This window comes from Micromonospora sp. BL4, assembly GCF_003667505.1.
GTDB lineage: Bacteria > Actinomycetota > Actinomycetes > Mycobacteriales > Micromonosporaceae > Micromonospora.
The window spans coordinates 1-22587 of the sequence record NZ_RCVJ01000195.1; the positions used below are offsets into that span (position 1 = coordinate 1).

Below are 22587 nucleotides of genomic sequence, written 5' to 3' on the forward strand. Positions count from 1 at the left end.
ATGGTGGGGGGCGTTGTTGAGCTGGGTCGCCAGGCGGCGGGCCAGGTGCAGGCGCACGGGGCCCGATTCGCAGTCCACGACGACGCAGGGCGCGCCGGTGGCGGCGAGCACCGCCGCCGCTCCCGCCGCGCGGTCCAGCGGGCGGTTGCCGGCGGTGGCCCGGCCGTCGGTGACGATCAGCACCAGCGGGCGGCGCTTCGGGTCGCGCAGCCGCTCCACCCGCAGCAGGTCCGCGGCGGCGAGCAGGCCCTCGGCCAGCGGCGTACGCCCGCCGGTGGGCAGCTCGGCCAGCCGGGTCGACGCGGCCAGCACCGAGGAGGTGGCCGGCAGCAGCGTCCGCGCGCCGGTGCCCCGGAACGCGATCACCGCCACCTTGTCCCGCCGCTGGTACGCGTCGGTGAGCAGGGCGAGCACCGCGTCCTTCACGGTGGTCATCCGCTGCCGGGCGCCCATCGAGCCGCTGGCGTCGACCACGAACAGCACCAGGTTGCCCTCGCGCCCCTCGCGGACCGCCGCACGCACGTCGCGCGGGCGCAACCGCAGGGGTCCGGTCCGCCGCCCACGGGATGCCTGATGCGGCGCGGCGGCGCGGATGGTGGCCGGCAGGTGCAGCGCGCCCACCTCGCCGGCCGGCAGCCGGGAGCCGGTGGTCCGGCCACGCCCGGTGCGGGCACGTGAACGTCGGCCGGGCACTCCGTCACCCACGCCGGGCGCGGTGAGCACCCGGGCCTTCAACCCACCCCGGGGTACGGCCACCGGCTGGCCGCCCGCACCGGACCGGCCCTGGTCGTCGTCGCCGTCCGGCCCGCCGCGCCCGGCCCGCTGGCGTGGCCCACCCGGGCTGTCATCCGACCGCGCCTCGCCAGACCCGTCCGGGCCGGCCCCGGTCGCTGCGGGTTCCGCGCCGGAGCCCCGCTCGGCGTCGCCGGTGGCACGTTCGTCCACGCCGCTGGCGGGCCCCTGCGGCTGTTGGCCGCGACCAGCCCCGCCGCTCGGATCGGAGCCACTGCCATCGCGGTCACGCCCGTCCGGACCACGCCCGTCCGGACCACGCCCGTCCGGCCCACTGCCGTCGGGGCCCTGCCCGCCGGGCCCGCCACCCGGGCCGCCGCCGTCCGGACCCGAACCGTCCGGGCCACCGTCGCGCGGACCGTCGTCGTCCGGGTCGTCGGGATGGGCGTCCTGGGCGCGCTGCAACGCCTCGTCGAGGCGCTTCTCGTCGAGGCCGGGGGTGTCGAACGGGTCGCGGCGGCGACGGTGCGGCAGAGCCAGCCGGGCGGCCACCCGGACGTCGTCGATGGTGACCCGGTCCCGGCCGTGCCAGGCCGCGTGCGCCAGCGCGGTGCGGGCGGTGACGATGTCGGCGCGCATTCCGTCCACATCGAACGCGGCACACACCTCGGCGATCTGCCGCAGCGCGGCGTCGGGCAGCCGTACCCCCGCAAGCCGGCGCCGGGCGGTGGCCACCTGCGCGGCGACCTCGGCGTCGGCGTCGGCCCAGCGGGCGGCGAAGCCGGCCGGATCGGCGTCGGCGGCGAGCCGACGGCGGACCACCTCGACGCGGACCTCCGGATCGCGGCTGGCGCCGACCTCGACCGTGAGCCCGAACCGGTCGAGCAGCTGCGGGCGCAGCTCCCCCTCCTCCGGGTTCATGGTGCCGACGAGCAGGAACCGGGCGGCGTGGCTGACCGAGACGCCTTCCCGCTCGACGTGGCTGCGGCCCATCGCCGCCGCGTCCAGCAGCAGGTCGACCAGGTGGTCGTGCAGCAGGTTGACCTCGTCGACGTAGAGCACGCCCCGGTGCGCGGCGGCGAGCAGACCCGGTTCGAAGGCGCGTACGCCCTCGCCGAGGGCCTTCTCCAGGTCCAGCGAGCCGACCACCCGGTCCTCGGCGGCGCCGACGGGCAGCTCGACCAGCCGGGCCGGGCGGGTCTCGGCGGCGGCGCCGGCCGGGTGCGGGCCGTCCGGGCAGGCCGGGTCGGGTTCGGCCGGGTCGCAGCCGAACCGGCAGCCGGCGACCCGACGCACCGGCGGCAGCAGCGCGGCGAGGGCGCGTACGGCGGTGGACTTGGCGGTGCCCTTCTCGCCGCGCACGAGGACCCCGCCGATCGCCGGGGAGACCGCGTTGAGCAGCAGCGCCAGGCGCATGTCGGCCATGCCGAGCACGGCGCTGAACGGGTAGGTGGTCATGCGCGGTCCTCCAGGTCACCCTCGCTGGCCAGGTACGTGTCGCGGAGCCGGTCGAGGGTGGCCGGCTCGGGTTCGGCCCACAGACCCCGGTCGGCGGCCTCCAGCAGCCGCTCGGTGATGCCGCGTAGCGCCCACGGGTTGGACCGCTCCAGGAAATCCCGGGTGGTCTCGTCGAAGAGGTACGCGGCGGCCAGGTGCTCGTACATCCAGTCGTCGACGACGCCGGCGGTGGCGTCGTAGCCGAACAGGTAGTCCACCGTGGCGGCCAGCTCGAAGGCGCCCTTGTAGCCGTGCCGGCGCATCGCGGCGATCCACTTCGGGTTGACGACCCGGGCCCGGAACACCCGCCGGGTCTCCTCGCCCAGCGTGCGGGTCCGCACGTCGTGCGGCATCGCCGAGTCGCCCACGTACGCCTGCGGCGACGTGCCGGTGAGGTGGCGGACCATCGCCACCATGCCGCCGTGGTACTGGAAGTAGTCGTCGGAGTCGACGATGTCGTGCTCGCGGGTGTCCTGGTTCTTCACCGCCACCGCGATCCGGGCGAACGAGCGTTCCATGTCGGCGCGCGCCTCCCGCCCGTCCAGGCCCCGGCCGTAGGCGTAGCCGCCCCAGACCGCGTACACCTCGGCCAGGTCGGCGTCGCTGCGCCAGGTGCGGGCGTCGATCAGCGGCAGCAGCCCGGCGCCGTACGCCCCCGGCTTCGAGCCGAAGATGCGGGCGGTGGCCCGCCGTTCGTCGCCGTGCTCGGCGAGGTCGGCGGTGACGTGCGCCCGGACGTAGTTCTCCGCGTCCGGCTCGTCCAGGGCGGCGACCCGCCGGACGGCGTCGTCGAGCAGCGCCACCACGTGCGGGAACGCGTCGCGGAAGAAGCCGGAGATGCGCACGGTGACGTCGACGCGGGGCCGGCCCAGCTCGGCCGTCGGCACCACCTCGATGCCGGTGACCCGCCGGGACCTCTCGTCCCAGACCGGTCGGCAGCCCAGCAGCGCGAGAACCTCGGCGATGTCGTCGCCCTGGGTACGCATGGCGCTGGTGCCCCAGACGGTCAGCCCGACCGAGCGGGGGTACTCCCCGGTGTCGGCGAGGTGCCGGGCCAGCAGCGAGTCCGCGAGGGCCACCCCGACGTCCCAGGCGTTGCGGCTGGGAATGGCCTTGGGGTCGACGGAGTAGAAGTTGCGGCCGGTGGGCAGCACGTTGACCAGGCCCCGGGTGGGTGACCCGGACGGACCGGGCGGCACGAACCGGCCGTCGAGCGCGCCGAGGGTGTTGGTCAGCTCGTCGGTGGTCCGGTCCAGGCGGGGCACCAGCTCGGTGGCGGCGAAGCGCAGCACCGCGGCGACGTCCGGGATCGGCCGGCCGGTCACCTCCTCGACCACCGTGTCGGCGGCCTCCGCGGCCCAGCCGAGGGTCTCCATCCCGATCACCAGGCGGCGGGCGAGGCCCTCGATCAGGTCGACGGCGTCGGCGGCGGTGCCGGCCGGCCCGTCCACGATGTCGGTCAGCGCCTCGGGCAGAGTGAGTCGCTGTCCGGGCGACGCGAGCAGCTCCTGCTCATCGAGCCCGTACGCGGCGGCGAGGGCCTGCCGCAGGCCGGGCAGGGCGTGGGCGCCGCCCCAGATCTGCGGTGCCCGGAGCACCGCGAGGACCAGGTTGACCCGGGGTTCACCGGTGGGCGCGTCGGCGAGGATGTGCAGCCCGTCGCGGATCTGCACGTCCTTGACCTCGCAGAGGTACCCGTCGAGGTGCAGCACGAAGTCGTCGAAGTCGTCGGCGTCCGGCATCGCGTCGGCGTGCAGGTCGTGGTGCAGCTCCGCGGCGCGTACGAGGTCCCAGATCTGCGCCCGCACGGTCGGCACCTTCGCCGGGTCGAGCGCCTGCACGGTGGCGTACTCGTCGAGCAGTTGCTCCAGCTTGGCCAGGTCGCCGTACGCCTCGGCGCGGGCCATCGGCGGCACCAGGTGGTCGATCACCACAGCGTGCGCCCGCCGCTTGGCCTGGGTGCCCTCACCGGGGTCGTTGACGATGAACGGGTAGACCAGCGGCAGGTCGCCGAGGACGGCGTCCGGGGCGCAGTCGGCGGCGAGGCCGAGGCCCTTGCCGGGGAGCCATTCGAGGGTGCCGTGCTTGCCCAGGTGCACCACGGCGTCCGCGCCGAACCCACCGTCGGTGACCGGCGCGGCGAGCCAGCGGTACGCGGCCAGGTAGTGGTGACTCGGCGGCAGGTCCGGATCGTGGTAGATGGCGATCGGGTTCTCCCCGAAGCCACGCGGCGGCTGGATGAGCAGTACCACGTTGCCGAAGCGCAGCCCCGCGAGCACGATGTCCCCGCCGTCGGTGTACAGCTCGCCGGGGGGCTCGCCCCAGTGCGCGAGCATCCGCTCGCGCAGCGCGCCGGGCACCTGCTGGAACCAGCGCCGGTAGGTCACACCGGGCACCCGGGCCTCGGCCGCGGCCAGCTGCTCCGGGGTGAGCCACTCCACGTCGTGGCCGCCGGCGGCGATCAGCGCGTGGATCAGGGCGTCGCCGTCGTCGGGCACCGGCGCGTCGCCCAGGTGGTAGCCGGCGTCGGCGAGCGCCGCGAGCAGTCGAACCGCCGAGACCGGGGTGTCCAGCCCGACGGCGTTGCCGACCCGCGAGTGTTTGGTGGGGTACGAGCTGAGCACCACCGCGACCCGTTTGTCGGCGTTGGGCACGTACCGCAGCCGGGCGTGGCGTACCGCGATGCCGGCCACCCGGGCGGCGCGGTCGGCGTCGGCGGCGTAGACGGAGAGCCCGTCGGCGTCGATCCGCTTGAACGAGAACGGCACGGTGACGATCCGGCCGTCGAACTCGGGAATGGCCACCTGCATCGCGGCGTCCAACGGGGACAGTCCGGCGTCGCTGCCGGCCCACTGCTCGCGGGTGCTGGTCAGGCAGAGCGCCTGGATGATCGGCACGTCCAGGGCGGCCAGCACGCCGACGTCCCAGGCGTCCTCATCGCCGCCACCGGAGGCGTCCGCGGCGACCGCTCCACCGGCCGCGAGCACGGTGACCAGCAGGGCGTCGCAGCGGGCGAAGAGCCCGAGCGGGCCGGCGCCGGCGGTCAGCCCGCGCAGCGAGCCGCAGAAGATCGGCAGCGGGTTGCCGCCGGCCGCCCGCACCGCGTCGGCCAGCACGTCGACGAAGCCGGTGTTGCCGGCCAGGGCGTGCGCCCGGTAGAAGACGATGCCCACCGTTGGCCGGTCCGGCTCGGCCGGGTGGTCGCCGTGCACCCCGTACGCCGGGGTGGGCGCGGGCGGGGCGAAACCCTCGCCGGTGAGCAGCACCGTGTCGGAGAGGAACCGGGCCAGCTGGCCGAGGTTCTCCGGGCCACCCTCGACCAGGTACGCCAGCGCGTCGGTGACCACACCGGACGGCACGGTGGAGACGGCCATCAGCTCCGCGTCGGGCACCGCCTCGCCGCCGAGCACCACCGTCGGCAGGCCGGTGGCGAGCACCCGGGTGAGGCCGTCCGGCCACGCCTGCCGGCCCCCGAGCAGGCGTACGACGACGAGGTCCACCCCGTCGAGCAGGGCGGGCACCTCGTCGGCGGCGACCCGCGCGGGGTTGGCCAGGCGATAGTCGGCGCCACTGGCACGGGCGGCCAGCAGGTCGGTGTCGGCGGTGGAGAGCAGCAGGATGCGCACGGAAGGCTCCGGAAAGTGACGCCCCGACCGCCACGGGGGCGGTCCGAACGAAGCGGGGTGGGTGCGGCGTCAGCGGATGCGACAGGCCGGCCCAGGTCACCGACGCGGGCGTCGGGACGCGGTCAGCGTGGCGACGCGCAGCTCAGCGGCGCCGGCGACCGGCGCGGCGGGCGCAGCCGCCGCGTTCGCCGCGTTCGCCGCGTTCGCCGCGTTCGCCGCGCGAATCATGACGGTGCTCGTCGATGAAAGAGACGCCGTGCGTCATCGGGTCCTCCTCGGGTGTCCACGCCCTGGGGTACATCCCGACGGCCGAAGTATCCTGGCTTCCGGATCGACGCTCTCCCCCGGCCTTCCAACCGCAGAAGCACGGCCGTGGCGCACGAGGGGGGATCACTCCCCGGTGACAGTGGCGGGACCGCGTCGGATTCACACCGACTTCCTTCACTGCCGTCAGGCCGCGAATGCTGCCACACCGCCGCGCCGCCGGTCAACGCCGACCCAGCCCCCTCCCGGCAGGCACTCTCCATCGAGCTTCGCCGATTGTCGTCGTCGGAGACCCGCGCCTGACAATGCCCCGAGTCAATGCGGGACAGCCTTTGCTCTGCTTATCAATACGCGCCAGGCACAGGGAGTCACCGGTGCGTATAGGTACGCAGAGCAAAGGCTGTCCCGCACATACTCTGGCCTGCGGCGACCACCTGGCGGAGCGCTGGTACGCGGCCCCCTCGCCGAGGATCGGCGAACACGGCAGCAGTGTCCGCGATCAATCTCGGAGGTCGATCGCCATGATCGCCGCGCAGTTTCTCCACCTGGCGGGTCGGGTCTGACTCCGCCCCGGAGATCCCGACCCGGCGGCGCCTCCAGGCCGGCGTCGCCGTCGTCGTCGACGAACGCGGCAGTGTGATGATCGACGCCGGGAAGAGCCCCGCGCACGCCAGCGAGATCCAGACGGCGCTGGGGCGGACGAGTCTCAGCGGGCGTGGCGCTCCGGGTGGGCCCGGCTCCAGGCGCGCATCCGTTCCGGGTAGCCGGTGCGGGCCGCCTCGTACAGCGGCACCGCGTGCTTGCGCGCGATGGCGCCCGCCGCGCGGGGAGTGCCGGTCCGGCGGCGGATCCACTCGCCGTCGTGGGCGATCGCCACCACCGTGGTGTCGGTGGCGGTGGTTTCCGGCTCCAGGTAGAACTCCACCCCACGCCGGCTGGCGATGAACGCCTCGAGCGCGGCGAGGTCGTCCCGGGTCGCCTCCCGGTCCAGCTTCGTCGGGGTCGCCTCGGCGCCCCGGGCCCGCCGACTGAACCAGCCCATGCCCGACTCCTCTCCTCGACGCCCCTCCAGTGCACCACCGATTCCTGGCAATACGCTGCGCGCCAGGTGAGAGTGGGCTGACCGGGCCGCGGATGGAACCCGTGGCGCGTGGGCGGTGTCATGAAGGTGATCCAACCGGAGGTCCCCCTGGACGACGACGTGCTCGTCACCCGCGCTCGGGCTGGTGACCTGGAGGCGTACGACCTCCTGGTCGCCCGGCACACCGCGTCCGCGTACCGGACGGCGGTGCTGCTCGGCGCGGGCTCGGACTCCGAGGACGTCATCCAGGAGGCCTTCGTGAAGGGGTACCGCAAGCTCTCCCGCTTCCGGGGGGAGTCGTCGTTCCGCTCCTGGCTGCTGTCGATCGTCGCCAACGAGACCCGCAACCTGCACCGGTCGCGTACCCGCCGGGACGGCCTCGTCCTGCGCGCCGCGGCGGCGAACCCCACGTCGGAGATCGCCGAGGACGACGCGGTCGGCGCGGTCCTCGCCGGGGAGCGCCGCGCCGCCCTGGTGGAGGCCCTGCGCCAACTGCCGGAACGCGACCGTGAGGTGATCGTCTGCCGGTTTTTCCTCGATCTCAGCGAGGAGGAGACGGTGGCGACGTTGGGCTGGCCCCGGGGCACCGTGAAGTCGCGGACGTCCCGGGCACTGGCGAAGCTCCGGGGCCTGCTCGACCGCGAGGAGGTCCGGCGTGGATGAGCTCGAACGGGAGCTGCGCGACCTCTCCGCCTGGCTGGAGACACCGGACGCGCCCGACGTGACCGCACGCGTACGCGCCCGGCTCACCACGCCCCGACGGCGCCGGTGGCGTGCCTGGGCCGCCGCGGCGCTCGTCGCTCTGGTGGTGGCGGTGCTGCCACCGGGACGGGCCGCCCTCGCCGACGCCGTCGCGGGGCTGCTGCGCTTCGCCGGAGTCACCGTCGTCAGCTCCTCCGGCCCGGTGCTGCCCACCGGCACCCCGTCGCCGTTGCCCGCGCAGCGAGCCGCCGCCCTGGATGAGGCACAACGGGCGGTGCGCTTCCCGATCCGCCTACCGGCGAAGCTCGGCCCGCCCGAGCGGGTGCTGGTCGCCGATCCCGACGAAACGGGCGCCTGTCGGGTGGCGACGCTGCTCTACCGCGGGGGCGCGCTGCGCGTCGACGCCTTCGACGGTCGTCTCGACCTGGCGTTCCACAAGGAGACCAACCGGCCGGGAGCGGCGTGGGTCCAGGTCGACGGCGAGTTCGCCGTCTGGGTCGACGGCCCGCACGTCCTTTCCTACGTGGATCGGACCGGCGAGGTACGCAAGGAAACCGCCCGGCTCGCCGCCTCGACCCTGATCTGGCAGGACGCCGACGTGAGCTACCGGCTTGAGGGCGACCTCACCAGGGCCGAGGCGATCGAGATCGCCAGATCGCTGGACTAGCGGCATCGGGAACCCGGCGCGTTCGGGCGGTGTCCTGTTGATGCGAGTCGGGTTTCGAGTTCGCGACACGGATCCGGAAGGGGCGAGATGGGTTCCTGGGGCAGGTTGATGATGGGGTCGGTGCTCCTGCTGACGGCGTGCACGACCGCCGGCCGGTCAGCCACAGCGGTCGACGCTCCGGCGAGCACGACGGCCGCGACCGGGTGCGGCTCGCGGATCGAGACGGGGTCCCTGCCCGACTGGGCGGACACCGGGTTCAGTGGGGACGCCCGGGTCCCGCACGTCTTCGGCGCCAAGGGCGACATCGTGGCGGTGCTCTTCGCGCACCCGCTGGCGCAGGTCAGGCAGGACGGGTCGAACAACAAGATCCTGTGGGTCTCCCGCCCCACCTCGACGTCGCGGGAGGCGCTGGCGATCACCGCGACCCTGGACGGCACCGACACCAGGGTGACCCGGGAGGTCGCCGGCGGTCCGGGCCCGTCGATCATCGACCTGCCGCGCGCGGGTTGCTGGCACCTCGAACTCCGCTGGGCCGGGCACACCGACACGATGGACCTGGTGTACGCCGACCGGCTGCCGTAGGGCACGACCGCCTAGGCTGCCGGGCGTGCCCGAGGACGTACGGGAGGCGGCGGCCCGTAACAACGCCGAATGGTGCGACGTGGTCTGCGACAGCCACGGGCTGACCGGCCGGACCGACGCGGATGCCTGGTCGGTCCCCCGCCGCTCCCCGACCTGGTACCCGGACGCGGTCACCCTGCGCCCCGGCGTCGACGCCGACGCCCTGCTGGCCCGGATCGACGCCAAGCCCGGCGCCTCGGTCAAGGACAGCTTCGCCGACCTCGACCTGTCCCGGTACGGCTTCCGGGTGCTCTTCGACGCACAGTGGATCCACCGACCACCGCTGGATCCGCCCGCCGCTGCTCCGCTGACCCCGATCACCACGCCGGCGGAACTCGCCGCCTGGGCGACGGCACACGGTGGCGGGACGCTGTTCCGGCCGGCGCTGCTGACCGACCCGCGGGTGCGGATCCTGGCCCGGTACGACGAGCGGGGCGCGGTCGTGGGCGGCGCGGTGGTCAGCGGCGACCGCGTGTACGGGGTCTCCAACCTGTTCGCCGACGGTGTCGATCCGCGCGCGATCTGGCACGGCGTGCCCGCCACCGTGCCCGGCGTACCGCTGGTCGGCTACGAGTCCGGTGCAGACCTGACCCCCGCCCTGGCGGCGGGCTTCACCCCCCACGGCCCCCTCCGCGTCTGGCTGCACCCCTGACCGGCACCGTTGATCATGAGGTTGGCGGCGCGACACGCCGGCATCGAGGACGACAACCTCATGATCAGCGGGGAGAACGGTGGCCGGTGGCCGGCGGGGGCTCAGCCGAGGAGGGTCAGGTCTTCGGGGCTCAGGCGCAGGGCGGCGGCGGCGATGTTCGCCGTGAGGTGCGCCGGGTCGCCGGTGCCGGGGATGGCCAGCACGTGCGGTCCCTGGTGCAGGGTCCAGGCCAGGCGTACCTGGTGCGGGGTGACGCCGTGGGCCCGGGCGACGGCCCGCACGGCCGCGCCCTGGTCGGCGCTCGCGCCCGCCTCCCGGCCCGTGCCGGCCAGCGCGAAGAACGGGACGTAGGCGATCCCCCGCTCGCCGCAGACCCGAACGAAGTCGTCCTGCTCCCGGTAGGCGTCCACCCCGTAGTTGTTCTGCACGCAGACCACCGGCGCGATGTCCGCCACCTCCGCCAACCGCTCGGGCCGGACGTTGGAGAGCCCGAGGTGCCGGATCAGCCCAGCAGCCCGCAGCTCGGCCAGGGCGCCGAACCGCTCGGCCAGCGGCACCGGGCCCGACCCCCGGCCGAGCCGCAGGTTCACCACGTCCAGGTGGTCCTTGCCGAGCCGACGCAGGTTCTCCTCCACCTGGGCGCGCAACTGCGCCGGGGTGAACGCTTCGGTGAAGCCGGACACCGGGTCGTACCCGAAACCGACCTTGGTGACGATCACCAGATCCTCGGGGTACGGGGCGAGCGCCGCCCGGATCAGCTCGGTGGCGTACCGCGCCGGGCCGGTGCCGACCCCCAGGGTCCCGCCGGGCGAGACGTAGAAGGCGGCGGTGTCGATGTGGTTGACGCCCAGCTCCACGGCGCGGCGCAGCAGCGCGACGGCCCGGTCGCGGTCCGGGTTCGCGGTGATCCGCATGGAGCCGAAGCCCACCCGGTGCACGGCGCGGTCGCCCAGAGTCCAGCTGCCCGCCGCGGCGGCGGTGATCGAGTCGGTTGGCATTGGGCGACCGTAGCCAGCCGGGGCGCGCGGCGCAGTCGGCCGCGCACCCGATACCGCTCGGCGGCGTGGTGGGTTAGTTTTTCTGTGCTGGCGAGGTCGGTTCGGCGGCGGCCGGCGGGCGCAGCACCGGCACCAGCGCCAGCGTCGGCACCAGCAGCAACGGCACCACGAGCAGCGCGTGCAGGATGCCGACCCGGTCGCCGAGCAACCCCAGCAGCGGCGGCCCGCCCAGGAACGCGGTGTAGCCGATCACCGCGACGACGCTGACCCGGACGGGCGCATGCGCCTCCTCGTCGGCCGCCGCGCTCATCCCGACCGGGAAGCCCAGCGACGCGCCGAGCCCCCAGAGCGCGACGCCGACGATGGCCACCGGCCCCGAGCCGGCCAGCACGGCCAGGCCCGCGCCGAACGCGGCGAGCAGGACGGTGCCGGTGAGCACCGGCGTCCGACCCCACCTGTCCAGCGCGACCGTGCCGGCGGTGCGCCCGAGGGTCATGCCGACGACGAAGACGCCGAAGACCGCCGCCCCGGCCGCTTCGCTCAGGTCACGGCCGTCGACGAAGGCCACCGCCAGCCAGTCGTTGGCGCTGCCCTCGGTGAAGGCCGCCACCAGCACGAAGAGCCCGATCAGCAGGGTGCGCGGCTCCCGCCAGGCGGCGAGCTGGGCACGGCGGCGAGCGCGTGGGCTGGCGTCCGTACCCTCCGCCCGGTCGACGGCCGGCTGGGGCAGGAACGCGCGGGCGCCGAGCACGGTGCCGACCAGCACCACCACCGCGACACCGGCGAGATGCGCGCCGACGGGCAGGTCGAACCGGGCGGCCCCGGCCCCGATCGCCGCGCCCGCCACCGAACCGAGGCTCCACGCCGCGTGGAAGCGGGGCATGACGGTACGCCCCAGACGCCGCTCCACCGCCGCGCCCTCGACGTTCATCGCCACGTCGCAGGCGCCGGAGCCGTACCCGAACGCGGCCAGGCCATCGCCGGGCTGGGGGCGGCGCTCACGGGGGCGGTTCCTCTTTCTCGGGGTGATCTCCTGGCACGATCGCACACCTGAGAGCGCTTCCACCACAACCGGGTTGCCGCCCCTTACCGCCGGTCACCCGGCGGGGGATGATGCCGGGCAGGCGTCCGTCCGCGGGACGGACGGTCGGGGGGAGGAAACGATGACGGCAGCCGCACACCGGCCGGCCACGCTGGAGGACGTCGCACGGGCCGCCGGGGTGTCCCGGTCCACGGCCTCGCGGGTGATCGCCGGTACCGGGTTCGCCTCGCCGGCCGCCCGGGAGCGGGTCGCGGCAGCCGCCGACCAGCTCGCTTACGTGCCCAACCCGGCCGCCCGGGCGCTGGTCCGCGGCGGCGGCGTACGGCTGGTGGTCGCGGTCGCCGGGCCCAGCGCGGCGGTGCTGGACGACCCGTACGTGCACCGGGTGGTCGGCTCGGCGGCCCGGGTCTGCGCACCGGCCGCCATCGGGGTGGCGTTGCACTGGCTGCCGCTCGGCGAGCCGCACAGCCTGGACCAGCTCGCCGGGGACGGCAGCGTGTGCGGGGTGGTGCTGGTGAACACCACCGAGGAGCTGCTGGACGCCGTACCGCGGTCGCTGCGCGGCCGGGTCGCCTCGATCGGCATCGGCTCGGCCACCGTCCCGTCGTTCGACGTCGACAACGGCGCCGGCGCCGGCGAGGTGCTGCGCCACGTGTACGCCAGCGGTCGCCGGCGGATCGCCATGGTGACCGGGCCCCGCTGGCTGCCCTGCTCGCAGCGGCCGGTGCAGGCGTACCGCCGGCTGATGCGCCAGGCGGGGCTGCCGGAGCGGGTGCTGCCCGGGGACTTCACCGCGGCGAGCGGCCGGGCGGCGGCCGGTGCGGCGTTGCGGCGCTGGCCGGACCTCGACGCGGTCTACGCGATCAGCGACGAGACCGCGCTCGGGGTGATCGCGGCGCTGCGCGAGGGCGGGGTGCGGGTGCCGGGTGACGTCGCGGTGGCCGGCTTCGACGACATCCCGCTGGCCGGGATGACCGCCCCCGCGCTGACGACCGCGAGCCACCCGGTCGGCCGGATCGCCGCCGCCGCGGCCACGGCGGTGCTGGACCGGCGCCCGACCGCGCCGGTGACCCTCTTCCCGTCCGCCCTGGTGGCCCGCGACAGCGCCTGACCCGCCGCGGGCGGTTAACCCGTGGCGGGCCGGGTAACCGCGGCGGACACCCCGCCGACAGCGAGGAGCGGTGACCCGTGTCCGAACTCAGGCCGCCGCGGCAGGAGCCGGCGAGCGGCTCCGGCCCCGGCCGGTTGACCGCCCGCGTCCACCCGCCGGTGACGCCGGCGCCCGCCGGCCTGGTGCCGTTGAGCGCTCCCGGCGGCGGGCTCCTGGCGATGCTGTACGCCCCGGAGCCCGCCGCCGACGACGCCGCGTACCGGCTGGTAGTGCTGCTACACGGGGCGGGTGGCTCCGCGCGGCAGGGACTCGACCTGCTGCTGCCGGTCGCGGACGCGAACCACCTGCTCCTGGTCGCCCCGCAGGCCGACGCCAGCAGCTGGGACCTGATCGCCGGCGGCTTCGGGGTGGACGTACGGCGCATCGACGGGCTGCTGAACAGCGTCTTCGACGGCTACCCGGTACGCGACGTGACGTTCGGCGGGTTCTCCGACGGCGCCTCGTACGCGCTCTCGCTGGGCCTGGCCAACGGCGACCTGGTCGACGCGGTGCTGGCCTTCTCCCCCGGCTTCGCCGCGCCGCCGACCACCGACGGCCGGCCACGGATCTTCGTCTCGCACGGGGTGGACGACCGTGTCCTGCCGATCGACATGTGCAGCCGCCGGCTCGTCCCGCACCTGCACGACCTCGGCTACGACGTCACCTACGAGGAGTTCCAAGGCGGCCACGAGATCCCCGCCCCGATACGGCGGTCCGCCACCACCTGGCTGACCAGCTGACCCCGACCGCCCGGTGCGGGTCAGACCGGGGGGAGGCCGAGGGCGTCGTCCACCCGGGTGAGCACGGCGACGTCGTCGTCGGCGTTGACGCCGCGCAACAGGTCGATGGCCGTGGCCCGGACCTGGCCGATGATCATGGCGAGTGGGAGGGTCTGGGTCGGCCCGAAGAGCCGTCCGGCGGTGCGCACGGCGGCCAGCGCCGCCTCGTTCGCCGAGTCGGCGTGCCGGTCCGCGGTCTCGTCCTGCCCGTTCAGGTCGGCGGCGAGAGCCGCACCGGCTTCCCGGACCGCCTCGGCCAGCGCACGGAGCGCCGTGCCCAGCTCGGGCGGCGCCGGGGACTGCAGGCGGCTGAGCGTCACCCCGGCACGGGCCAGCACGCGGACGTTACGTACCGCGTAGTCGATCTGCCGGATCGACTCGTCCACCGACCGCAGCCGGCCGATGTGCCGGCGCCGGCGCACGTTGAGCCGCAGCGCCTCGCCGGCCGCGAGCACCCCGTCGCGCAACCCGTCGACCCGGGCGTCCATACCCCGGGCCTGATTCAACGCGGCGACCGCGGCGGGCTCGTCGCGGCGGTCCAGCGCGTCGGCGATCCCGTCCAGCAGTCCGGCCAGCTCGTCGAAGGTCCGCCGCACGTCGGCGACCAGCGGGGCCAGCGGGTGCCGGGCGTCGACCAGCAGGCTGACGGCGAGCGCGACGGCCCCGCCGATCAGCGCGTCGACGAAACGGAACGGCACCAGCGACCCGTCCGGCGGCGCGACCACCACCAGGTAGAGCGCGGAGACCGCGGCCTGCACCACCGTCACGCTGGTGGCGCCGAGGGCCGCCGAGAGCAGGACGGTGAGCAGGATGACGGTGAACACCGTCCAGGTGCTGCCCGGGCCCAGCGCCTGCACCACCAGGTCCGCGACCAGCACCCCGGCCGCGACACCGAGGACGACCTCGACGGCCCGCCGGATCCGCTGTCCCCGGGCCTGGCCGAGGACGATGAGCGCCGCCGCCGGGGCGAAGAAGGGCTGCGGATGCCCGACCAGCCGGGTGGCGAGCAGCCAGGCCACGGTCGCCGCGAGGGTCGTCTCCAGCACCGGCCGCCAGTCCCGCCGCAGCCGGTCACCGGCGACCCGCAGCCCCCTGAACCGCACCCTCGTCCACCTTCCGCACCAGGTCGCCGGCACCGTGAGTGCCCATCGCGATCGTCTACCATCGCGCGATGGATCCCCTCACCGGGCTGCTCGACGGCCCCCGGGCCCGGGGCGCCTTCCTGCTCCGCTCGGTGCTCGACCCGCCGTACGCGCTGCGGATCGAGGACCGGGCGCCGCTCACCGTCGTGGCGCTGGTCAGCGGCACGGCCTGGCTCGTGCCGGACGACGCCGCCAGTGCGGCCCTGCGCCCCGGGGACGTGGCGGTGCTGCGCGGGCCGGACGGTTACCTCGTCGCCGACGATCCGGCCACCCCGCCGCAGGTGGTGATCCACCCCGGTCAGCGCTGCACCACCCTGCGCGGCGAGCCGCTGACCGAGTCGATGGCGCTGGGCGTACGCACGTGGGGCACCGGCCCGCACGGGTCGACCGTGCTGCTGACCGGCACGTACCAGCTGCCCGGCGAGGTGAGCCGGCGGCTGCTCACCGCGCTGCCGCCGCTGCTGGTGGTACCCGCCGACGAGTGGCGCAGCCCGCTGGTCCCGCTGCTGGCACAGGAGGTGACCCGGGACGCGCCCGGCCAGGCGGCGGTGCTGGACCGACTGCTGGACCTGCTCCTGATCGGCGCGCTACGCGCCTGGTTCGGTCGTCCGGACGCGCCGCCGGGCTGGTACCGGGCGGCCGGCGACCCGGTGGTCGGCCCGGCCCTGCGTCTGCTGGAGAACGACCCGGCCCGACCGTGGACGGTCGCCGCTCTCGCCGCCGAGGTGGGCGTCTCCCGGCCGGTGCTGGCCCGCCGGTTCACCGAGCTGGTCGGTGAGCCGCCGATGGCGTACCTGACCGGGTGGCGGCTGGCCCTCGCCGCGGATCTGCTGCGGGAGCCGGACGCCACGCTGGGAGCGGTGGCCCGCCGGGTCGGCTACGCCAGCCCGTACGCGCTGAGCACCGCGTTCCGTCGGGTGCGCGGAATCAGCCCGAGTCAGCACCGGGTCGGCGCCACCGCCGACTGATCGCCGGCGGGCTCAGCTCCCGCCGGTGTGCGATGGTGGTCGACATGGACGAGCCGCACGCGGTGGTGGTCGGCGCCGGGATCGGCGGGCTGAGCGCGGCGCTCGCCCTGCACCGGCACGGATGGCGGGTCACCGTCCTGGAGCGGGCCGCCGAGCTGCGCGAGGTCGGCGCCGGGTTGACCCTGATGGCGAACGCCCTGCACGCGCTGGACGCGCTGGGTCTCGGCCCGGCCGTGCGTCGTGGCGAGCACGCCGAGGCGCCCGGCGGGATCCGCGACCGGCACGGCCGGTGGCTGTCCAGGGTGGACGGGGCGGAGATGACCCGCCAGCTGGGCACGACGGCGCTCGGCGTACACCGGGCCACCCTGCACCGCATCCTGCGCGAGGCGCTGCCGGCCTCGGCGCTGCGGACCCGGGCCGAGGTGGAGCACGTCGAGCCCGGCCCGGAGCGCGCCGAGGTGCGCTACCGGGGGCCCGACGGCCCGCGGACGCTCACCGCCGACCTGGTGGTCGGCGCCGACGGCCTGCGCAGCCGGCTGCGCGCCCAGCTCTGGCCGCAGATCCCCGCCCCGGAGTACGCGGGCTCGACGGCGTGGCGGGCCGCCATCGCGTTCGGCGACCCGGTGCCGGCGGCCATCAGCTGGGGCCCGGCCGCCGAGTTCGGCATGGTGCCGCTCGGCGGCGGTCAGGTCTACTGGTACGCCGCGCTCACCACCCCGCCGGGCGGCCACGCCCCGGACGAGCTGGCGGCCGTCCGAAAGCGCTTCGGCGACTGGCACGCCCCCATCCCGGAGCTGCTGGCGGCGACCCCACCGGGGGTCGTGCTGCGCAACGACATCCACCACCTGGCCACCCCGCTGCCCTCGTACGTGCGGGGGCGCGTGGCCCTGCTCGGCGACGCCGCGCACGCGATGACGCCCAACCTCGGGCAGGGCGCCGGCCAGGCCATCGAGGACGCGGTGGTGCTCGGTGCGGTCTGCGGAGACGGCGTCGACGCGCTGCCGGCCGCCCTGAAGGAGTACGACCGGCAGCGTCGCCCCCGCAGCCAGGCCATCGCCCGCGCCGCCTTGCGCGCCGGCCGGTACGGCCAGCAGCTCCGTAATCCCCTCGCCGTGGCGGTGCGGGACGCCGCCTTGCGGCTCACCCCGGCCCGGGCGGCACTTCGGGGGATGGCCCGCTACGCCGACTGGCGGCCTCCGGCGGGCTGAACCGGTCCCGGCGCTCGTTTCAGCCGGCGGCGGCCGTGCCCGCGTACTCGGGTGCGGCGAGGAACCGGGTGAGCACCTCAACGGTGCCCGGTGTGTAGGGGCGGCCGTCGAGCACCTCGTCGCGGGGTACGAACACCATCGCCGCGCCTTCGCCGAGGACCACGTCCTCCTGCCGCGCCCGGGTGTGGCCGATGAAGTAGTGCTTGACCCGCTCCAGCTCCGGCAACGACTGCACCGCGAAGGGGCGCAGCGGGCCGTCGGCGCGCAGGCCGGTCTCCTCCAACAGCTCCCGCTCGGCGGTCTGCTCCGGCGTCTCCCCCACCTCGGCGTGCCCACCGGGCAACCCCCACACGTTGGGGTGGTAGCGGGCGTTGCCGTCGCGTAGTTGCAGCAACAGTCGTCCATCGGGGTCCACCAGCAGCACGCACGCGATCACGATCATTTCCCGAGCCTAGGACGCGCCTGTGACACCGCGACCAGATGTAGCGCCGATCCGCGTGAAAAACCCGCGCCGGGCCCAAGACTCCAGAGTAGTCATTTGCGTCGGCGTCGGCGTCAGCCGAACGTGACAGCACGCCGGTAAGATCGGCGACTGCGTTGTGACCGATCGCTGACTGTCCGTGTGAAAGCGATCACACACACTGATTCCATGAACAGGAGAGTCAACCGCGGTAAGGCACTCCGCGTCGCGGTGTGCCTCCTCCTTCTCGCCGTTCTGAGCGGCTGCATGCAGCTCAACATGGGGCTGACCGTCAACGCCGACGACACGGTCGACGGGCAGCTGCTGCTGACCGCCCAGAAGTCCCTGCTGACCTCGCGGAACAAGAACATACCGGCGGCGTTCGCGGAGCTGCGGCAGAACATTCCCGCGCTGCCGCCCGGCGAGGAGACCGGCTACGACGACGACAAACTATTCGGCACCCAGATCAGTTACCGCAAGGCGCCGCTGGCGACCTTCGACAGCGAGAGCGTAAAACTGGTCCGGGACGGCGATTTCTACCGCTTCACGTTGCCGCTGGACCCGGCCAAATACGGCGGAAAAATGGCCGAGCAGAATCCGCAACAGCAACAGGCGTTCCTCAAACTAATGTCGTTCGAGATCTCGGTGACGTTTCCCGGGCGGGTGATCGACTCCAATGGCACCGTCAACGGCCGGTCGGTCAGCTGGAAGGTGGACTCCAACCAGGACAAGCCGACCGAGCTGCGGGCCGTCGCCGAGGCGCCGCCCCGACCGTCGGCCTCACCGGTCGCCGCCGCCGGCGAAGGCGGGTTTCCCTGGCTGCTGATCGTCGGCGGGCTGCTCCTCCTGCTGCTGCTCGCCGCTGTGGGCGTACTCCTGCTGCGTCGCCGCCGCCCGACGGCGCCCGCCGCACCGGGCCCGACCTCGCCGGGCCCGCCCGCCGGCGCTCCCGGGCCCGGCTGATCCATCCGGTGGCCGGCCCTGCCGGCCACGCCCGGCCCGGCCGCCCCGCCACGACGGCGACCGGCGCCGGTGCTCCCCCGGGAGCACCGGACCTCACCACCACCACATCCCGGTCGCACCATCAGAAAAGGGGGATCGCCGTGAACGATCTCTTCACCTGGGCCGCCCTGGGCAGCCTCGCCGGCGCGAGCGCCGCCACGCTGCTGGCCACCAACGTGATCGGCGGGCTGATCGGCCCCAGTGGCGACAAGCTCCGCAAGTGGATCGCCATCGCCATCGCGCTCCTGCTGTCCTACGTGACCGCAGCGTTCGCCGACGACGCCGGCGGCGAAAAGTGGATCATCGCGTTCTTCAACGCGCTGGTCATCTTCTCCGCCGCGCTCGGCGTCAACCAGTTCCCGCCCGGCAACCGGCAGGCGACCCAACCGTCGCCGACCCAGGTCGCGCAGGGTCGTGAGCCCCGAGTCTTCCGCTCCTGGGTCTGAGGGGTGACGTCATGGTCTTCGGAATTCTCAGCGCGGCGGTCCAGGTCGGCTTCGGCGCCCTGCTCGGCCTCCTGGCCGGCGGCCCGATCGGGCTGCTGATCGGCGCCGTCGTGGGCCTCCTGGTCGGCGCGGTCTTCGGCTGGGCCGCGGCCTCCGCCGGGGTGTACGCGTCGGACGCCCGCGGCATCTTCCTCTTCGTCGTCGACCACACCTGGAGCCTGCTGAACACGGTCGTCGGGGCCATCTACCTGGCCGTGCACCTGCTCTTCGGGCACTCACTGGACCGGCCCTCCTCGCAGGGCAGCGGCCGGGTCAGCGTGGTGGAGGGGGTGTCCCCCCGCTACGCCACCACCATCGGCACCGTCTGCGCCGGCTCCAGCCCCGGAATCCAGCGGCACGAGGACGTGCACATCTTCCAGGGCCGCCTGCTCGGCCCGCTCTACATCCCGCTGGTCCTGGCGAACTACGTGCTGTTCACCATCGCGCCGGTGTGGCTGCTCTACCACGACCACACCAACGCGCCGATCAACCGGTTCACCCGCTACTTCGAGATCGGCGTCTACCCGCACGTGTGGAACGAGGCCATCGCGTACCGGATCCAGGGGACGCCGCCGCGATGAGCACCGACGGGCGCGGACCGATCGAGACGGCAACCGCCGAGCTGGCCGCCTGGCTGACCAGCGCGGCGGGGCAGACCGTCCCGATCGGCCCGCCCCGTATCGACGGTGACGCCGCCGGGCTCACCCTCTGGCCCCTCGAACTGCGTCCGGCGCGGCAGACCCGCACCAGCGGCGCGGTCCGCGAGCCGTACCGGTTCACGGTCCGCTACCTGCTCTGCGTGACCGGTCCCGCCGGGCTGCCCCGGCTGGACCGGGTGCTCACCGCCGCGACCCGCGACGGTCGCTACCCGGTGGTGCTGGAGGCCGGCGAGGCGCCGCTCTGGACCGCGTTCGGCGCCGCGCCACGCCCCGGGCTGCTCATCGACGTACCGGCGCAGGTGGAGCACCCGATCCCGGCCGCGCCACCGGTGCTGCAACCGCTGCGGCTACGGCAACTGGGCCTGCGCACCCTCACCGGCCGGGTGGTCGGCCCCGAGGAGCAACCCCTCGCCGCGATGCGGGTCGAACTGCCCGGCACGTCCTCCGTCACCCGCACCGACCCCGACGGCCGGTTCCTGATCGTCGGCGTACCGCACGACCCCGACCACCCGGGCCCGGTCCGGCTCCGGCTGACCGGGCGTGGGCTCGTGCTCACCGCCGAGGTCGACCCCGCCGAGCCCGACATCGTCATCGTCTGCGCGCCACCGACCCGCTGACGCCCACCCGTACAGGAGGACCGATGCCCAGCTACTTCTCCCCCGGCATCTACGTCGAGGAGGTCCCCAGTGGCGCCCGACCGATCGGACCGGCGAGCACCAGCATCGCCGCCTTCGTCGGCGTCGCCCCGGACCGCTCCGCCCAACTGGGCAAGGCGGTGCCGGTCAACAACTGGACCGAGTTCCTGCGGCTCTACGCCGGCGGGGAGCAGGCCGAGAGCACCCCGCTGGCCCGGGCGGTCTTCGGCTTCCTGGACAACGGCGGCGCCCGCTGCTGGGTGGTCAACGTCGGTGAGGGCGGCGCGATCACCGGCACCGGGCAGCGGCGCGGCGGCCTGCAACTGCTGGAGGCGATCGACGAGATCTCCATCATCGCCGCGCCCGGCTTCCACGACGTCGTCGCGCACGAGGCGCTGCTGAGCATGGCCGAGCGGACCCGCACCATGGTGGCGATCTGCGACCCGGCGCCCGACATCGACGACATCTCCGCGTTGACCCGGGTCGCCACGCCGTCCTCCGGCAAGCCCCCCAAGCCCGCCGAGGGCGCGGGCGGCGGCTCCGGCGGCTCGGGCGGCGGTTCCGGCGGTCCCGGCGGCTCGGGCGGCCACGACGGGGCGGCGTACCGGCCCCGGCAGTCGGAGTTCGGCGCCTTCTACTACCCGTGGCTGCGCGTCCGTGACCCGATCAGCGGCGAGCTGGAGCTGACCCCGCCGAGCGGACACCTGGCCGGCATCTGGGCCCGCACCGACGCCCTGCGCGGTGTGCACAAGGCGCCGGCCAACGAACCGGTACGCGGCGCCGTCGACCTGGGCTACCTGGTCACCCGACCGGAGCACGACGTGCTCAACCCCAAGGGCGTCAACGTCATCCGCTACTTCGCCGGTGAGGGCATCCGCGTCTGGGGCGCCCGTACGCTCGCCGCCGAGGCCAGCGAATGGCGCTACCTCAACGTACGCCGGCTCAGCATCGCCATCGAACAGGCCATCGCCAACGGCACCCGGTGGATGGTCTTCGAGCCCAACGACTTCACCCTCTGGCGCTCGATCCGGCGCGACATCGGGGCGTTCCTGACCCGGGTGTGGCGCGACGGCGCGCTGCTGGGGCGCAGCCCCGAGGAGGCGTTCTTCGTCAAGTGCGACGAGGAGACCAACCCGGTGGAGGTCCGCGACGCGGGCATGGTGATCGCCCATATCGGTATCGCCGTCGTCAAGCCCGCCGAATTCGTGGTGTTCAAGCTGAGCCAGTGGGCCGGCGGCACCGAGACCGAGACGATCGGAGGCTGACATGCCCACCACAGCCACCCCGCAGCCGGGCGCTCCGGTCGACCCGTACCGGGCGTACAACTTCCGGCTGCTCATCAACGGCGTCACCAACGGCCACTTCACCGAGATGAGCGGGCTGGAGGTGAACATCCCCGGCCAGCCGTACCGGGAGCACGGCCTGGGCCGGATGCGGATGGTGCCGGGCCAGGCGGAGTACGAGCCGGTGACGCTGCACTTCGGGCTCACCGCGTCCCGGGAGCTGTGGGACTGGGTGCACGCCACGGCCCAGGGCACACTCAACCGCCGCAATGTCTCGGTGGTGCTGCTGGACTCCGTCGGGACCGCCGAGGTGCTGCGCTGGAACCTGATCGACGCCTGGCCCACCCGGTGGCGCGGGGCTCACCTCAACACACTCAGCCACGAGATCGCCATCGCGTCGCTGACCCTGCGTTACGAGGGCCTGGAGTTGGAGACCGGCGGTGCGACCGCGCCGACTCCCGCGTAGCTGGCTGGCCGGCCGGCTGCGCTCGGCGGCCGGGGCGGTCCAGCGCCTCGCCGGGCGTCTCGAACCCGTCGGCGCGGCCGGGCAGCGGCCGTCGGACGTCGGTGCGGCCGCGCCGCGCCGCTTCGGGGAGCCACCGCAGCACTGGCTGGACCTGGTCGCCGCACACGCTCCCGGCCTGCTGGAGGACCTGGACCTCGACGGATCCCCGGCTGGCAGTGCCTCGACCGGTCCTCTCGGCAATGGTACGGACGGCCGGACCGGCCGCGAGGACGCCGCCCGGGGCGCCGGTGGTGGGGTGATCGGAGCTGCCGAGGGATCGGGCGGTCACCGGTTCACCGCCGACCCGGCGGGTGGGTTCGGAGGGTCGGAGGGTTGGCGGGCGACGGGTGGATCCAGGCTCTTCGAGGGCGCGTCATCGGCCGTCGGTGGACTCGGCGATGCGCGGCGGGGCCCGGGCGGCCCGTCCGG

21 protein-coding genes, 2 pseudogenes and 1 riboswitch are annotated in these 22587 nt (G+C 74.5%); of the genes and pseudogenes, 15 read left to right on the forward strand and 8 right to left on the reverse strand.

The window, feature by feature from the left end:
* From EAD89_RS26145 to EAD89_RS26155, 4 genes are all read right to left on the reverse strand, one after another.
* Positions 1-2190, reverse strand: a 2190-nt coding sequence (locus tag EAD89_RS26145) for a VWA domain-containing protein (RefSeq protein ID WP_121677564.1), incomplete at its 3' end; no start/stop codon positions are given.
* On the reverse strand, positions 2187-5855 hold the full coding sequence (gene cobN / locus EAD89_RS26150) for a cobaltochelatase subunit CobN (protein ID WP_121677565.1): 3669 nt from the start codon (positions 5853-5855) through the stop codon (positions 2187-2189). The genes cobN and EAD89_RS26145, both read right to left, overlap by 4 nt.
* Before the next feature lie 96 nt (positions 5856-5951).
* The gene (locus EAD89_RS31255; RefSeq protein ID WP_255421285.1) at positions 5952-6083 is read right to left on the reverse strand and encodes a hypothetical protein; all 132 of its coding nucleotides are present in this window, start codon (positions 6081-6083) and stop codon (positions 5952-5954) included.
* Positions 6084-6167: 84 nt separating this feature from the next.
* Positions 6168-6297: riboswitch (cobalamin riboswitch) on the reverse strand.
* Between the two features lie 528 nt (positions 6298-6825).
* Positions 6826-7161 carry a hypothetical protein gene (locus EAD89_RS26155; protein ID WP_121656845.1) on the reverse strand — a complete coding sequence of 112 codons (336 nt, stop codon included), beginning with the start codon at positions 7159-7161 and terminating at the stop codon, positions 6826-6828.
* A 126-nt stretch (positions 7162-7287) separates the two neighbouring features.
* Here EAD89_RS26155 and EAD89_RS26160 point away from each other — a divergent pair, with 126 nt between their 5' ends.
* The 4 genes from EAD89_RS26160 to EAD89_RS26175 all read left to right on the forward strand — a co-directional run bounded on the left by EAD89_RS26160 (position 7288) and on the right by EAD89_RS26175 (position 9842).
* Positions 7288-7863: an RNA polymerase sigma factor gene (locus EAD89_RS26160; protein WP_233579134.1), complete on the forward strand. Its 576-nt coding sequence runs from the start codon at positions 7288-7290 to the stop codon at positions 7861-7863.
* Complete coding sequence (locus EAD89_RS26165) at positions 7856-8569, forward strand: hypothetical protein (RefSeq protein ID WP_121677567.1); 714 nt, start codon at positions 7856-7858, stop codon at positions 8567-8569. Before EAD89_RS26160 ends, EAD89_RS26165 begins: the two co-directional genes overlap by 8 nt.
* Positions 8570-8680: 111 nt before the next feature.
* Positions 8681-9151 carry a hypothetical protein gene (locus EAD89_RS26170; protein ID WP_233579136.1) on the forward strand — a complete coding sequence of 157 codons (471 nt, stop codon included), beginning with the start codon at positions 8681-8683 and terminating at the stop codon, positions 9149-9151.
* Positions 9152-9176: 25 nt separating this feature from the next.
* Positions 9177-9842 (forward strand): hypothetical protein, encoded by a 666-nt coding sequence (locus EAD89_RS26175; protein WP_121677569.1) that lies wholly within the window; start codon positions 9177-9179, stop codon positions 9840-9842.
* A gap of 101 nt (positions 9843-9943) precedes the next feature.
* Here EAD89_RS26175 and EAD89_RS26180 read toward each other — a convergent pair whose 3' ends face one another.
* The gene (locus tag EAD89_RS26180; RefSeq protein ID WP_121677570.1) at positions 9944-10840 is read right to left on the reverse strand and encodes an aldo/keto reductase; all 897 of its coding nucleotides are present in this window, start codon (positions 10838-10840) and stop codon (positions 9944-9946) included.
* Between the two features lie 73 nt (positions 10841-10913).
* Positions 10914-11816: pseudogene (locus EAD89_RS26185) on the reverse strand (MFS transporter); the annotation flags it as partial.
* A gap of 187 nt (positions 11817-12003) precedes the next feature.
* On the opposite strand from EAD89_RS26185, the gene EAD89_RS26190 reads away from it, so the two are divergent.
* Together EAD89_RS26190 and EAD89_RS26195 are read left to right on the forward strand one after the other, a co-directional pair.
* The gene (locus tag EAD89_RS26190; protein WP_121677571.1) at positions 12004-12993 is read left to right on the forward strand and encodes a LacI family DNA-binding transcriptional regulator; all 990 of its coding nucleotides are present in this window, start codon (positions 12004-12006) and stop codon (positions 12991-12993) included.
* A 77-nt stretch (positions 12994-13070) separates the two neighbouring features.
* The gene (locus tag EAD89_RS26195) at positions 13071-13772 is read left to right on the forward strand and encodes an alpha/beta hydrolase (RefSeq protein WP_121677572.1); all 702 of its coding nucleotides are present in this window, start codon (positions 13071-13073) and stop codon (positions 13770-13772) included.
* Positions 13773-13792: 20 nt separating this feature from the next.
* Here the strand turns inward: EAD89_RS26195 and EAD89_RS26200 are convergent, their stop codons facing one another.
* Entirely contained in the window at positions 13793-14914 is a 1122-nt protein-coding gene (locus tag EAD89_RS26200) for an aromatic acid exporter family protein (protein WP_121677573.1), read from the reverse strand.
* Between the two features lie 68 nt (positions 14915-14982).
* On the opposite strand from EAD89_RS26200, the gene EAD89_RS26205 reads away from it, so the two are divergent.
* Both EAD89_RS26205 and EAD89_RS26210 read left to right on the forward strand, forming a co-directional pair.
* Positions 14983-15921 carry an AraC family transcriptional regulator gene (locus EAD89_RS26205; protein ID WP_121677574.1) on the forward strand — a complete coding sequence of 313 codons (939 nt, stop codon included), beginning with the start codon at positions 14983-14985 and terminating at the stop codon, positions 15919-15921.
* A 44-nt stretch (positions 15922-15965) separates the two neighbouring features.
* Positions 15966-17129, forward strand: a complete 1164-nt coding sequence (locus EAD89_RS26210) for an FAD-dependent oxidoreductase (RefSeq protein WP_121677579.1) — start codon at positions 15966-15968, stop codon at positions 17127-17129.
* Between the two features lie 19 nt (positions 17130-17148).
* On the opposite strand, the gene EAD89_RS26215 is transcribed toward EAD89_RS26210, so the two are convergent.
* Entirely contained in the window at positions 17149-17571 is a 423-nt protein-coding gene (locus EAD89_RS26215) for an NUDIX domain-containing protein (protein WP_121656123.1), read from the reverse strand.
* Positions 17572-17778: 207 nt separating this feature from the next.
* Here EAD89_RS26215 and EAD89_RS26220 point away from each other — a divergent pair, with 207 nt between their 5' ends.
* The 7 genes and pseudogenes from EAD89_RS26220 to EAD89_RS31175 all read left to right on the forward strand — a co-directional run.
* Complete coding sequence (locus tag EAD89_RS26220) at positions 17779-18552, forward strand: DUF3153 domain-containing protein (RefSeq protein WP_121677575.1); 774 nt, start codon at positions 17779-17781, stop codon at positions 18550-18552.
* A gap of 140 nt (positions 18553-18692) precedes the next feature.
* On the forward strand, positions 18693-19037 hold the full coding sequence (locus tag EAD89_RS26225) for a hypothetical protein (RefSeq protein ID WP_121657287.1): 345 nt from the start codon (positions 18693-18695) through the stop codon (positions 19035-19037).
* Positions 19038-19048: 11 nt separating this feature from the next.
* Positions 19049-19657, forward strand: coding sequence for a glycine zipper family protein (locus EAD89_RS26230; protein WP_121677576.1), 609 nt, complete (start codon positions 19049-19051; stop codon positions 19655-19657).
* The gene (locus tag EAD89_RS26235; protein ID WP_121677577.1) at positions 19654-20352 is read left to right on the forward strand and encodes a carboxypeptidase-like regulatory domain-containing protein; all 699 of its coding nucleotides are present in this window, start codon (positions 19654-19656) and stop codon (positions 20350-20352) included. Before EAD89_RS26230 ends, EAD89_RS26235 begins: the two co-directional genes overlap by 4 nt.
* Positions 20353-20375: 23 nt before the next feature.
* The gene (locus EAD89_RS26240) at positions 20376-21635 is read left to right on the forward strand and encodes a phage tail sheath subtilisin-like domain-containing protein (protein WP_121677578.1); all 1260 of its coding nucleotides are present in this window, start codon (positions 20376-20378) and stop codon (positions 21633-21635) included.
* 1 nt (position 21636) lies between these two features.
* Positions 21637-22119, forward strand: a complete 483-nt coding sequence (locus EAD89_RS26245) for a phage tail protein (protein ID WP_089020755.1) — start codon at positions 21637-21639, stop codon at positions 22117-22119.
* Positions 22094-22587: pseudogene (locus EAD89_RS31175) on the forward strand (hypothetical protein); the annotation flags it as partial. The gene EAD89_RS26245 and the pseudogene EAD89_RS31175, both read left to right, overlap by 26 nt.